The sequence below is a fragment of the Epibacterium sp. Ofav1-8 genome (assembly GCF_022348185.1).
Lineage (GTDB): Bacteria > Pseudomonadota > Alphaproteobacteria > Rhodobacterales > Rhodobacteraceae > Epibacterium.
This window is the reverse complement of sequence record NZ_JAKRFD010000005.1, coordinates 228607-241570: the sequence shown is the minus strand read 5'-3', so window position 1 is coordinate 241570 and position 12964 is coordinate 228607. Positions and strand designations below refer to the sequence as shown.

The window sequence follows — 12964 nt, the reverse complement described above, 5'->3', positions numbered from 1 at the left end:
CTCTGGCCGAGTTCCGCAGATGCGGGGTTCGGCCTTTGGATTGCCGGGTTTTCCTCGCGACTCGAGCCATGTAAACGTCATGCGACCTGACGAATGGGGGCTCGCATGTCTGTCACGCCGATGATGGCGCAATATCTCGAGATCAAGGCGCAATACCCGGATGCGCTGCTTTTCTATCGCATGGGCGATTTCTACGAGATGTTCTTTGAGGACGCGGTGAACGCCGCCGAGGCGCTTGATATCGCCCTCACCAAACGCGGCAAACACGAAGGTGAAGACATCCCCATGTGCGGCGTGCCCGTGCACGCGGCAGAGGGCTATCTCCTGACCCTGATCCGCAAGGGGTTTCGGGTTGCTGTCGGGGAACAGATGGAAAGCCCGGCCGAGGCCAAAAAACGCGGTTCCAAATCCGTTGTGAAACGCGATGTGGTGCGTCTGGTCACCCCCGGCACATTGACCGAGGATTCCCTGCTGGAGGCCCGTCGGCATAATTTCCTCGTGGCCTATTCGGAACTGCGCGATCAAGCCGCGCTTGCCTGGGCCGATATTTCCACCGGTGTGTTCCACGTGATGCCGGTCGCCCGTGTACGGCTCAGCCCGGAGCTCGCGCGCCTTGCTCCGTCAGAGTTGATCGTCGCCGATGGCGCAGTTTATGACGCCACGCTACCGCTGGCGGAGGAATACAAGATCCCGCTGACCCCGCTGGGCAAGGCCAGTTTTGACAGCACCGCCGCCGAAAAACGTCTCTGTAGCCTGTTCAACGTGGGCGCACTCGATGGGTTTGGCACCTTCAGCCGCGCCGAAATTTCCGCGATGGGCGCTGTGGTGGACTATCTGGAGATCACACAGAAGGGCAAACTGCCGCTGTTGCAGCCGCCCTTGCAAGAGTCCGAAGATCGCACCGTTCAAATCGACGCCTCGACGCGGCGCAATTTGGAGCTCACCCGCTCACTTTCTGGGGGGCGCGCCGGATCGCTCCTCGCGGTCGTGGATCGTACCGTGACCCCGGGGGGCGCGCGTCTACTGGAACAACGGCTGTCCAGCCCCTCGCGCAATCTCGATGTGATCTCTTCGCGTCTTGCTGCGCTCGATGCCGCCGTTGAGGACCCGACGCGAAGCGATGCGCTGCGGGGTCTTTTGCGCAAAACGCCTGATATCGACCGGGCCCTGTCGCGACTTGCGCTGGACCGCGGCGGCCCCCGCGACCTCGCCGCCATTCGCAACGCGCTGAGCCAAGGCGAAGAGATCGAGCGCGAACTTCAGGGCGAAGATCTACCGCCTCTTCTGACAGAGGCCAGAAACGCCCTTGGCGGCTTTGATGAGCTTCTGTCCTTGCTGGATGCAGCCTTGATCGCAGAGCCCCCCTTGCTCGCCCGTGATGGCGGTTTTATCGCGGCAGGATATGACAGCGAATTGGACGAGGCCCGGACCCTGCGCGACGAGGGCCGCTCCGTCATCGCAGGTCTCCAGAAGAAATACGCGGAACACACCGGCATCAGCTCGCTGAAGATCAAGCACAACAACGTGCTTGGCTATTTCATCGAAACCACCGCGACCCACGCCGCCAAAATGCAGTCGGCACCGATGTCGGAAACCTACATCCACCGGCAAACCACCGCAAATCAGGTGCGGTTCACAACGGTGGAGTTGAGCGAGATTGAAACCAAGATCCTCAATGCCGGAAACCTGGCCCTGGAGATCGAAAAGCGGCTCTATCAAAGGCTTTCCGGCGCAATTCTCGACTGCGCCGCGCGTCTCAACCAGGCTGCACGTGGCTTTGCCGAGATTGATCTGGTGACCGCATTGGCCGATCTGGCCCGCGGTGAAAACTGGACCCGGCCACGGGTTGATACCTCGCGCGCGTTTCACGTGGACGGGGGCCGCCATCCGGTCGTGGAACAGGCGCTGCGCCAACAAGGGGGCGAGACTTTCGTTGCCAATGACTGCGACCTCAGCACGGACGATGGCGCCGCTGTCTGGTTGCTGACCGGTCCGAACATGGCTGGTAAATCAACCTTCCTGCGTCAGAATGCGCTGATCGCAGTTCTGGCCCAGATGGGCAGCTATGTACCGGCTGAATCCGCCCACATCGGCATGGTCAGCCAGCTGTTCAGCCGCGTCGGAGCTTCCGACGACCTCGCCCGGGGGCGCTCAACCTTCATGGTGGAGATGGTGGAAACTGCCGCCATCCTGAACCAAGCCGATGACCGCGCGCTGGTGATCCTTGATGAAATCGGACGTGGCACGGCCACCTACGATGGCCTGTCGATCGCCTGGGCGACGCTTGAACATCTGCATGAGGTCAACCGCTCCCGCGCGCTCTTTGCCACCCACTACCACGAATTGACCCAGCTCGCCGCAAAGCTGCCCGGTGTCGACAATGCCACGGTGTCGGTCAAGGAGTGGGAAGGCGAAGTAATCTTCCTGCATGAAGTCAAAAAAGGCGCCGCAGATCGCTCCTACGGTGTGCAAGTGGCGCAACTGGCGGGCCTACCCGCTTCCGTCGTGGAACGCGCACGCAGCGTCCTTGATATGCTGGAGAAAAGCAGCCGCGAAGGCGGCGGCGCGGGCAAGGTACAAATCGATGACCTGCCACTGTTCGCCGCAGCGCCAGCGCCGCAGCCCAAACCCGCCAAAGGCCCCTCGCCGGCAGAAAAGCTCCTCGAAGAGATCTTCCCCGATGATCTCACCCCGCGTGAAGCACTCGAAGCACTCTACCGGCTCAAAGACGCCAGCAAGAGCTAAGAAAAAAAGGCGGTCCCAAACGGCCGCCCTTTCATCTTTTTAAAAATACCTCCGCCGGAGGCATGGGCCCATCAGGGCCCATTTCTATTAGGACGCGGGCGTCGACGACACACCAACCTGTGCGGGTCGCAGCAGGCGGTCATGCAGCATAAAGCCCTCCGCGGACACCTGAATGATGTCACCGGCCTTTGTTCCGGGCACGGGTGCCTCGAACATGGCCTCATGCACCTGCGGGTCAAACCGGTCTCCAACCTCAGGTGTTACCACCTGAATACCGTGCTTTTGGAACACGTCCAGCAGCGCGCGCATGGTCAGTTCGACCCCTTCGATCAACGCAGCGGACACGGCCTTCTGCTCTTCGGTTGCAGCCTCAACCGCACGCTTCATGTTGTCATAAACCGGCAGCATGTCCCGCGCCAGTTTGGAGCCGCCATACTGCTCCGCCTCACGCCGTGCTTTGTCGCCACGCTTGCGCGCGTTTTCCGCATCGGCCAAGGCGCGCATGAAGCGGTCCTTGTATTCATCACGCTCCGCACGCAAGCTGTCCAGCTCCAGCGCTTCGTCGTCGAATTCCTCGGTCTGAGCCGACAGCTCCTCGGCTTCGGCTGCCTCGATATCGTCCAAAAAGTCTTCGTTCTTGGGCTCTGCCATAATCCACCTCTAGCTCCGGTCGGATACCATTTTCCCGACCAGTTGTGCCGTGTAGTCCACGATCGGCACAATCCGTCCGTAGTTCAGGCGCGTGGGGCCGATGACCCCGACCGCACCGATGATCTTTCGATCAGCGTTCATATATGGAGACACCACCAAAGAGGAACCCGAAAGTGAGAAAAGTTTGTTCTCCGAGCCGATAAAAATGCGCACACCGTCGCCTTCTTCGGTCAGTTCAAGGAATTCGGCGATGTCACGTTTGCGTTCCAGATCGTCAAACAGGCTGCGGATCTTCTCCAATTCGTCCGGCGCACCGTCTTCCGAGAGGAGATTCGCCCGTCCCCGCACGATCAAACGTGCCTGATCGCCGTTCTCATCTTCCCAGGCCGCAAGCCCGCTTTCGATCATGTCGCTTGCAAGCGTGTCGATCTCCTGACGGCGCTTTTCGATCTCGACCTGCACATCCTTGCGCACGTCGCTCAATGTGCGCCCCTCAATCAGCGCATTGAGGAAATTGGCCGCTTCCCGCATCGAGCTTGGCGTCTGCCCCGGCGGCGGCGTGAACAGCCGGTTTTCCACATGCCCGTCCGAGAACACCAGAACCACCAGCGCACGATCCTGCGCCAGAGACACAAATTCGATATGGCGCAGTTCCGCCTCGTGCTTGGGCGTCAGCACCAGCGATGCTCCATGCGTCACACCCGAAAGCGCAGCCCCCACACGATCCAGCATGCCGCCCACATCGCTGGAATTGTCCCCCAACGTACGGTCGATCATCTCGCGATCCTGCCGGCTCGGATCGCCCATCTGCAACAGGCCATCAACAAACAACCGCAACCCCATCTGCGTTGGAATACGGCCCGCGCTGACATGCGGGCTGTCGAGCAGGCCGAGATATTCCAGATCCTGCATGACATTCCGAACAGTCGCGGCGCTGACCTTCTCACTCAGGGATCGCGTCAGGGTCCGGCTGCCGACAGGCCCACCGGTATCCAGATAGTTCTCCACCAGTATCCGAAACACCTCGCGTGAGCGATCATTCATATCCTGGAGAATGGAATTCGCGTTCGTCATCTCTTACCCGATGTTTCCGACCCGAAGGCCTTCATACCCCTCATTTGTCACTAAAGCGCATCCTCAGATATGGTCAATGACCCTTGCATCGCCAACCCCACGGGCGGTATCGACGGGGCAACAACAAAAGGATATCCACATGCGACCCTCCGGACGTGCCCTGAATGAAATGCGCAGCGTTTCCATTGAAACCGGCTTTACCAAACATGCAGAAGGATCCTGCCTGATCAAGATGGGCGACACCCACGTTCTGTGTACCGCAACGATCGAGGACCGCGTTCCCCCCTTCATCAAAGGCTCTGGCCTGGGTTGGGTCACCGCTGAATACGGCATGCTGCCCCGCGCGACCAACACCCGTATGCGTCGTGAGGCTGCGTCCGGCAAACAAGGCGGGCGCACCGTCGAAATTCAGCGTCTGATCGGCCGTGCACTGCGTGCAGGTGTTGACCGCGTCGCCCTGGGCGAACGCCAGATCACCGTTGACTGCGATGTGCTTCAGGCCGACGGTGGTACCCGCTGCGCGTCGATCACCGGTGGTTGGGTGGCGCTGCGTCTGGCTGTCAACAAGCTGATGAAAGCGGGCGACGTCACAATGGACCCGCTGGTTGATCCGGTGTCCGCCATTTCCTGCGGCATCTATGCGGGCCAGCCCGTGCTTGATCTCGACTACCCCGAGGATTCCGAGGCCGGCGTCGATGGCAACTTTATCATGACGGGTTCGGGCAAACTCATCGAGGTTCAGATGAGCGCCGAGGGCTCTGTTTTCTCTCGCGATCAGATGAATGAGCTGATGGACCTTGCGGCCAAAGGCACATCCGAACTCGCAGAGATGCAGAAGGCAGCCTGCGCATGACCCGCAAATTCGAAGGCGATACCTTACTGGTCGCCACACATAACGCAGGAAAGCTGGGCGAGATCACCGAGATCCTCGCGCCCTTTGGCGTGAAGGTTGTCGGTGCGGGCGAAATGAACCTGCCCGAACCCGAAGAGACCGAAGACACTTTCGTCGGCAACGCCCGCATCAAGGCGCATGCCGCGGCAACGGCCACCGGCCTCCCAGCCCTTTCGGATGACAGCGGCATCACCATCGACGCGCTCGATGGTGCGCCCGGCGTCTATACCGCAGATTGGGCCGAGACCGATCAGGGGCGGGACTTCATGATGGCGATGACCCGCGCCAATGATGAAATTACCGCAAAAGGCCCGGATGCCCCCCGTACTGCGCAATTTCGCTGCACTTTGGTTCTGGCGTGGCCCGACGGTCACGATGAGGTCTTTGAGGGCGTGATGCCCGGACGCCTTGTCTGGCCCATCCGTGGCGAGGGCGGCTTTGGCTATGATCCGATGTTCATGCCCGAAGGCTATGACGTGACCTGCGCGCAGATGGACAAGGCGGAGAAAAACCGCATCAGCCATCGTGGCCGCGCATTGGCCCAGTTTGTACAGGGGTGTTTTGGTGGATGATTGGCGCAACGGGGGCTTTGGTCTCTACGTGCATTGGCCGTTCTGTCAGGCCAAATGCCCCTACTGCGACTTCAATAGCCATGTGGTTTCCCAGATCGATCAATCGGCCTGGGTGACCGCCTATCAATCCGAGCTGCGCCGCATGGGCGAGCTGCTCCCGGATCGCCTGCTGAATTCCATCTTTTTTGGCGGTGGCACACCCTCGCTGATGCATCCGGATACCGTCGCTGCGGTGATTGAAGCGGCGCGCGAGAACTGGACCTTTGCCAACGACATCGAGATCTCGCTAGAGGCCAATCCGGGTTCCGTCGAGGCGGGGCGATTTGCCGGTTATCGTGATGCTGGCGTAAATCGCATCTCGATGGGAGTACAGGCGCTGAACGACGATGACCTGCGTCGCCTGGGCCGCATTCATTCTGTCGATGAGGCGCGGACAGCCATTGACGTGGCGCGGAATTGTTTTGATCGCGTCAGCTTTGATCTGATCTACGCACGTCAGGGTCAGACCTTGGCGGCGTGGAAGGCAGAGCTTTCCGAGGCCCTCAGCATGGCGATCGACCACCTCTCCCTCTACCAGCTCACGATCGAGGACGGCACCGCCTTTGGGGATCGCTACGCACGTGGCAAACTCCGTGACCTCCCCACAGACGACAACGCCGCCGATATGTATCTTGCGACTCAAGACATCTGCGACGCCTACGGTCTTCCCGGATATGAGATTTCCAACCACGCCCCTCCCGGCGCGGAAAGCCGCCACAATCAGATCTACTGGCGCTATGGCGATTACGTTGGGGTTGGTCCCGGCGCGCATGGCAGAATCACGCTGAATGGTCAGCGGTATGCAACCGAAGCCCCTCGCGCGCCCGGTGCTTGGCTTGACGCCGTGAAAAAGGGGAGCGGCCTCCTCCCTTTCGACCCGCTGTCCCAAGAAGATCAAGTGGCTGAACACATGATGATGGGGATGCGTTTACATGAGGGCCTAGACCTCGATCGCCATTCCAGTCTCGCGGGTCTCCCGCTCTCCACGACCAAAATTCACCAGCTCCTTGAGCTGGGAATGATTGACGTGGACGGATCACGGCTCAAGGCTACTTCTGAGGGACGAGCGGTTTTGAACGCTGTGCTCCGTGAACTCCTAATGGATTGATTTATGAAGATTATCTACCTCTGCCTTGGTCTGTTCTGCGTCCTGATGGCGATGGTAGGGATCGCACTTCCATTGCTACCAACCGTTCCGTTTCTCCTATTGGCTGCCTTCTTTTTCGCGCGCTCCTCTGATCGCTTGCATGACTGGTTGCTCTCCCACGCCACCTTTGGCCCAATGATCTCGGACTGGAACGAACACGGCGCCATTCGCATTGGCGCAAAAAAAGCGGCCACCGTGTCGGTCGCCGCTGTCTTATTGCTCTCGATCTTTCTTCAACTTCCCGGCCACATCCTGTTGATACAATCGGTGACCTTGGCCGCGGTGATGATCTTTATCTGGACCCGCCCTAACGGCTAAGCAGATTGCACAGCTCGTCCAGCTGATCCAAAGTCTCATACGAGATTGTCATTGTACCGGACTCTTCGCCCGGTTTGTGATCGATGGAAACCTTCATGCGGATCATCGCTGACAAATCGCCCTCCAGCGCACGCGTGTCTGCATCCTTCTCCGCCTGGGACTTTGGCTTCTTGGTCCCGGTGCCACCAGAGATCCCCGCCGCATCCTTTTTCACCAGAGATTCTGTCGCACGGACCGACAAGCCGCCTTTGACAATTTTCTTCGCGAGTTCAGACGCATTGTCAGATGTAATCAGCGCGCGCGCGTGACCTGCGGACAACTTGCGATCCAGAACAAGACCTTGGACATCCTCTGGCAAGTGCAGCAACCGCACCAGATTGGCGATGTGGCTCCGGCTTTTACCAAGAGCCTCGGCCATCTTTTCCTGCGTATGGCCGAACTTGTCCATCAGCTGCTTGTAGCTCTGTGCTTCTTCCAACGCGTTCAGATCCGATCGCTGGATATTCTCGATGATCGCGACTTCGAGCATCTCCACATCGGAGTAGTCGCGGATCAGAACCGGAACCTCGTGCAGCTGCGCGGCCTGAGCAGCCCGCCAACGACGTTCGCCCGCGACGATCTCGTAGATACCACCCTCTCGCGGCCGCACGATCAGGGGTTGAAGCACCCCTTTTTCCTTGATCGATGCTGTCAGATCATCCAGATCTTCTTGCAGGAACTGGCGTCGGGGCTGATCAGGATTGGCTTGAACCTTCTCGATCGGAACAAGAACAACGGCGTTCCGAGGCGCAGTGCCACCCTCGGTACTCACCGGTTCCGCATTCACATCCGCCATCAATGCCGACAATCCGCGGCCAAGGCCGCGCGGTTTCGGTTTCTTATCTGCCATTTCTGCCCCTCTTGTTCTTATTCCGCCGCAACATCTTCATGGTTTCCAATGATCTCACCCGCAAGTTGCCGATAAGCCTTTGCGCCGAGCGACCCGGGATCATAATTCAGCACCGGCATGGCGTAGGATGGAGCTTCGCTGACCCGGACGTTGCGCGGAATCTTGGTACGAAAGACCAGATCACCGAGATTGTCTCTCGCATCCTGTTCAACCTGCTGAGAAAGGTTGTTCCGCCGGTCGTACATTGTCAATACGACCCCCTCGATCCGAAGATCGGGGTTTGCGGCCTGGCGGACTTCTCGAATTGTCAGCATCAGTTGCGACAGACCTTCAAGCGCAAAAAACTCGCTCTGAAGCGGAATCAGTACCGAATGTGCCGCAACCATCGCATTCACAGTCAATAGGTTTAACGATGGCGGGCAGTCGATCAGGATGTAATCCCAATCGTATTCGCCCATGGCCGGCTGTCGCAAAGCATCATGAAGAAGGAAACTGCGCTTCTCGTTGGAAAACAACTCAATGTCTGCAGAGCTTAAATCAACGGTTGCAGGGATTATACAGAGATCTTCGAGGTCGGTTTCGCGAATGCATTGCGATAGCTCGGCTTCCTCGACCAGAAGATCATACGTCGTATGATCCCGCTCATCCGCCTCAACACCCAAGCCGGTGGAAGCATTTCCCTGCGGATCGAGGTCAACAAGAAGCACCCGCATCCCCTCTTCCACCATCGCAGCGGCGAGGTTGATGGCTGTGGTTGTCTTCCCTACCCCGCCTTTCTGATTTGCAATTGCAACAATGCGGGGGTCTCCCGAACGGGACACTTCAGACACGCTCTACTCCCTTGATTTTGAGAATGACAGCCTCTGGCTCAGTAAGACTTGTAATCTCTTCACACTCAAACCGCCATTGTTTGCGTGCGTTATCCACTTCTTTTTTCCAACTGGCGCCCTTTGGGAACACAGAAACGCCACCTGGATGCAAGTGACGCTCAGAAAAACTCAGAAGATCAGACAGATCGGCCAACGCGCGCGCGGAAAGAACCCCTGCACCCACTGGTGACGCATGTTCAATTCTCTCGGCTTTTACCGCGACGTTCACTCCACATTCTCTGGCCACGCTGCGCAAGAACGCGGACTTGCGCTGATCACTCTCCATCAGCGTGACAGACATATCCGGCGCTTGTTCTGCAGCCATGATCGCCACGATAATGCCCGGCAGCCCGCCACCGCTGCCAATGTCGAGCCATGTCTCGGCTGGTTCGACTGCTTCAAATACCTGCACGCTATCAAGGATATGCCGTGTCCAAAGATCCTCGAGGCTCCTTCGCGAAACCAGATTGATCTTGGGGTTCCATTTGGTCAGCGTATCCGCATATATCTTCAAGCGTTCTGATGTTTCACGTGAAACATTGAAGCGCTCCGTTACCATTTCGAGGCTCATGCAGATTGCGCTCCAACTCTCTGTAAACGCTTTAGGTTCCCGAGAATAAGCGCAAGCGCTGCCGGTGTCATCCCGTCAATTCGTGCGGCTTGCGCGAGATTCGACGGGCGCGCGCGCTCGAGCTTTTGCTGTAGCTCAAACGACAGCCCCTCGATTTGGTAGACGAATTCAGCTGGGATAATTTGAGATTCATCCTTCTTGAGAGCGAGCACTTCGCGCTCTTGCCGGGAGATATAGTTCGCGTACAACGAATCTCTTTCGAGTTGTGTTCGCACCTCTTTCGAAATGGTGCCCAACTCTGGAAAGAGCTTAAGGATATCCTCAAAGCCGACGTTCGGAAAAGCCAGGACATCTACGCCATTTCGACGCTTACCATCCTGATTGACCTCAAGACCAGCTTCGACCAGTTGCTTGGGCGTAAAGACTGACGAAGTGAGAACGCGCTTTGCACGTTCAAGTGCTTCTCTCTTCTCTTCAAACACCACCTTGCGATGTTCACCGACACATCCAATAGAAAGACCAAGCGGCGTCAGCCTCTGGTCCGCGTTGTCTGCTCGCAGCGATAGCCGAAATTCAGCGCGAGATGTAAACATCCGGTAGGGTTCACTCACCCCGTTGGTGATGAGGTCATCAATCATGACACCAATGTAGCTGCTGGAGCGTCCCAGCACGATGTCATCACCGCCCAATGCATGTCTCGCCGCGTTCAACCCGGCGATCAAGCCTTGCGCCGCCGCCTCTTCATAGCCGGTGGTACCATTGATTTGCCCAGCAAGATACAAACCATCGATTTTGCGGAGCTGAAGCGTCGCATGCAGGGCTCTGGGATCTACATAGTCATATTCGATCGCATATCCTGGCTGCAGGACCTTGGCCTGTTCCAATCCAACGATGGACTGCACGTAGTCCAGCTGAACTTCCTCGGGAAGACTCGTCGAGATACCATTTGGATAAACCGTATGGTCATCGACACCTTCGGGCTCCAGGAAAATCTGATGCGAGGACTTTTCTGCGAAGCGCACGACCTTGTCTTCGATCGATGGACAATACCTAGGGCCCACCCCTTCGATATGCCCACCATACATCGCCGAACGATCAAGATTTCCGCGAATAATCTCGTGCGTACGCTCGTTCGTATGCGTGATCCCACAGGAGATTTGCTTTGCCGATACCCCAGTACTGAGAAATGAGAACAGCGTCGGCTCCTCATCACCAGGTTGGGCATCCAAAATGTCCCAGTTTATCGTGCGCCCATCCAGACGCGGTGGCGTCCCGGTTTTCAAACGTCCCATTGGCAACGCAAACGCCTGCAATCTCTCAGCGAGCTTGATGGAAGGCTTATCCCCCATACGGCCGCCGGAGACAGCAACATCCCCGATATGGATGACGCCGTTCAGAAACGTTCCGGATGTAAGTACGACCGAAGGAGCACAGATTTCGGAACCGTCCGCAAGCTTGACTCCGGTCACCCTCTGATCACCAGACATCAGGAAATCCGTGACCTCTGCTTCGACAATATCCAGATTTTCTTGCTGCTCCGTCGCCTTAAGAATCTCTCGGCGATAGATCTCGCGATCCGCTTGGGCACGGGGGCCTTGGACCGCTGGTCCCTTGCGGCGATTCAGTAGCCGAAACTGAATCCCAGCGAGGTCGGCGACCTTGCCCATCACGCCATCTAGTGCGTCAATCTCGCGGACGAGGTGCCCTTTACCGAGACCTCCGATCGCAGGATTACAGGACATAATCCCGATTCCATCCTTACGGAGGGAGATCAGCGCAGTCTTTGCACCCATGCGCGCTGACGCATGGGCCGCTTCGGTCCCTGCATGCCCACCACCGATAACCACAACATCATAGTCCGGATGTTTCACGTGAAACACTCCTCACTTTCCCAGGCAAAAACTTGAAAAGATCTCGTCCAAAAGATTTTCAACATCGATACGCCCCACCAGAAGTTCCAACGCGCGTATCGCCGACCTCATATCTTCAGCCGCGAGATCATAGAATTCGGAACCATTCTCAAGCATCGTGACCGCCTGATGCAAGCTCTCCAGAGCAGTTTGCATCGCATCGCGGTGACGGGCGCGCGTCGCAATCCCAGCATGAGCAGACCGATTCTTCAATGTCGACGAAATGTGCAAAACCAGTTCGTCTATTCCTGCACCGGTTTTTCCCGACACCGCACCCGCCGCGTCTTCTCTCTGGTCCGCCTTTGGCAGCAGCCGCAAATCACCTTCTTTCATAGGGACATCCAGAACATCATCTGGCTCGGCAAGAAAAACGCGTAGATCGGCGGCCTCTGCCCGTTCCTGTGCCAACTTGATGCCGATCCCTTCGACGTGATCGTCAGTGGCACGAATTCCTGCGGTGTCCAAAAGCGTTACCGGGAGTCCGGCGAGATCCATGCGAACCTCGATCACGTCTCGCGTCGTGCCTGCATATTCTGATGTGATGGCCGCATTTCGGCCCGCCAGCGCGTTGAGAAGGGTGGATTTTCCGACATTCGGAGCGCCGACGATCGCGACTTCAAATCCAGTGCGGATTCGTTCAGCGATCCCGACACCTTCGACCTGTGTTTTTAATCCGGTCAGAACGTTCTGCAGCAGCGCTGTCACTTCGGGTGTCACGTCAACAGGCACATCCTCATCGGCAAAATCGATCGTCACTTCGATCAACGACGCTGCCCGAATCAGATCCGATCGCCAGCCATCCGCGATTTTTCCCAGACCGCCAGACAGGATGACCTGGGCCTGTTTGCGCTGCGCCTCGGTTTCGGCATCAATCAGGTCTGCAAGACCCTCGACCTGCGTCAGGTCGAGCTTGCCGTTATCCAAGGCGCGGCGCGTAAACTCTCCGGGATCAGCCAAACGGGCTCGCTCTGTTGCCCGGATTGCATCCAGTACGGCATCGGCGACGGCCACGCTTCCATGTATTTGAAATTCAACAATATTTTCACCGGTAAAGCTATCCGGAGCCGTGAACGACAGGACCAGGGCCTCATCCAAGATCTGGCCATCTCTATCTTTCAATTTCGAAAATATCATGCCCCGCGCAGGAAGCGTCCGACGCGTCAGAAACTCTCCGATCTCAGGTGCATCTGGGCCGGAGACACGAATGACGGCGACACCGGCCTTTCCCTGGGCGGTGGCCAACGCAAAGATCGTATCCATGAGATGGCCTCTTTCCTCGCCCTGCTC

12 protein-coding genes are annotated in these 12964 nt (G+C 57.8%); 5 read left to right on the top strand and 7 right to left on the bottom strand.

All coding sequences use genetic code 11. The features are described from left to right. The first annotated feature begins 105 nt into the window (after positions 1 to 105). A complete protein-coding gene (gene mutS, locus MHM97_RS10340; RefSeq protein WP_239322285.1) occupies positions 106 to 2745 on the top strand; it encodes a DNA mismatch repair protein MutS in 2640 nt (879 codons plus the stop codon). 87 nt (positions 2746 to 2832) lie between these two features. Here the strand turns inward: mutS and MHM97_RS10335 are convergent, their stop codons facing one another. Both MHM97_RS10335 and hrcA read right to left on the bottom strand, forming a co-directional pair. Beyond that, on the bottom strand, positions 2833 to 3396 hold the full coding sequence (locus tag MHM97_RS10335) for a nucleotide exchange factor GrpE (protein ID WP_009177390.1): 564 nt from the start codon (positions 3394 to 3396) through the stop codon (positions 2833 to 2835). Between the two features lie 9 nt (positions 3397 to 3405). Further along, positions 3406 to 4470 (bottom strand): heat-inducible transcriptional repressor HrcA, encoded by a 1065-nt coding sequence (hrcA, locus tag MHM97_RS10330; RefSeq protein WP_239322284.1) that lies wholly within the window; start codon positions 4468 to 4470, stop codon positions 3406 to 3408. Positions 4471 to 4609: 139 nt separating this feature from the next. Between hrcA and rph the strand changes: the two genes are divergently transcribed. The 4 genes from rph to MHM97_RS10310 are packed head-to-tail and all read left to right on the top strand — an operon-like array spanning position 4610 to position 7438. After that, positions 4610 to 5323, top strand: coding sequence for a ribonuclease PH (gene rph, locus MHM97_RS10325; protein ID WP_011540185.1), 714 nt, complete (start codon positions 4610 to 4612; stop codon positions 5321 to 5323). Further along, positions 5320 to 5934: an RdgB/HAM1 family non-canonical purine NTP pyrophosphatase gene (gene rdgB / locus MHM97_RS10320; RefSeq protein WP_239322283.1), complete on the top strand. Its 615-nt coding sequence runs from the start codon at positions 5320 to 5322 to the stop codon at positions 5932 to 5934. The genes rph and rdgB overlap by 4 nt, the downstream gene beginning before the upstream one ends. After that, complete coding sequence (gene hemW / locus MHM97_RS10315) at positions 5927 to 7081, top strand: radical SAM family heme chaperone HemW (protein ID WP_239322282.1); 1155 nt, start codon at positions 5927 to 5929, stop codon at positions 7079 to 7081. The genes rdgB and hemW overlap by 8 nt, the downstream gene beginning before the upstream one ends. 3 nt (positions 7082 to 7084) lie before the next feature. Then, positions 7085 to 7438, top strand: coding sequence for a YbaN family protein (locus MHM97_RS10310; protein ID WP_239322281.1), 354 nt, complete (start codon positions 7085 to 7087; stop codon positions 7436 to 7438). Here the strand turns inward: MHM97_RS10310 and MHM97_RS10305 are convergent. Genes MHM97_RS10305 through mnmE form a run of 5 tightly spaced genes read right to left on the bottom strand, consistent with a single transcriptional unit; the run spans position 7428 to position 12937 of the window. Beyond that, complete coding sequence (locus tag MHM97_RS10305; RefSeq protein ID WP_239322280.1) at positions 7428 to 8327, bottom strand: ParB/RepB/Spo0J family partition protein; 900 nt, start codon at positions 8325 to 8327, stop codon at positions 7428 to 7430. The genes MHM97_RS10310 and MHM97_RS10305 overlap by 11 nt on opposite strands. Positions 8328 to 8344: 17 nt before the next feature. Then, positions 8345 to 9157 carry a ParA family protein gene (locus MHM97_RS10300; protein ID WP_239322279.1) on the bottom strand — a complete coding sequence of 271 codons (813 nt, stop codon included), beginning with the start codon at positions 9155 to 9157 and terminating at the stop codon, positions 8345 to 8347. Further along, on the bottom strand, positions 9150 to 9767 hold the full coding sequence (gene rsmG, locus MHM97_RS10295) for a 16S rRNA (guanine(527)-N(7))-methyltransferase RsmG (RefSeq protein ID WP_239322278.1): 618 nt from the start codon (positions 9765 to 9767) through the stop codon (positions 9150 to 9152). The genes MHM97_RS10300 and rsmG overlap by 8 nt, the downstream gene beginning before the upstream one ends. Beyond that, entirely contained in the window at positions 9764 to 11638 is a 1875-nt protein-coding gene (gene mnmG / locus MHM97_RS10290) for a tRNA uridine-5-carboxymethylaminomethyl(34) synthesis enzyme MnmG (protein WP_239322277.1), read from the bottom strand. Before mnmG ends, rsmG begins: the two co-directional genes overlap by 4 nt. 12 nt (positions 11639 to 11650) lie before the next feature. Continuing rightward, a complete protein-coding gene (gene mnmE, locus MHM97_RS10285) occupies positions 11651 to 12937 on the bottom strand; it encodes a tRNA uridine-5-carboxymethylaminomethyl(34) synthesis GTPase MnmE (protein ID WP_239322276.1) in 1287 nt (428 codons plus the stop codon). Between the last annotated feature and the right edge of the window lie 27 nt (positions 12938 to 12964).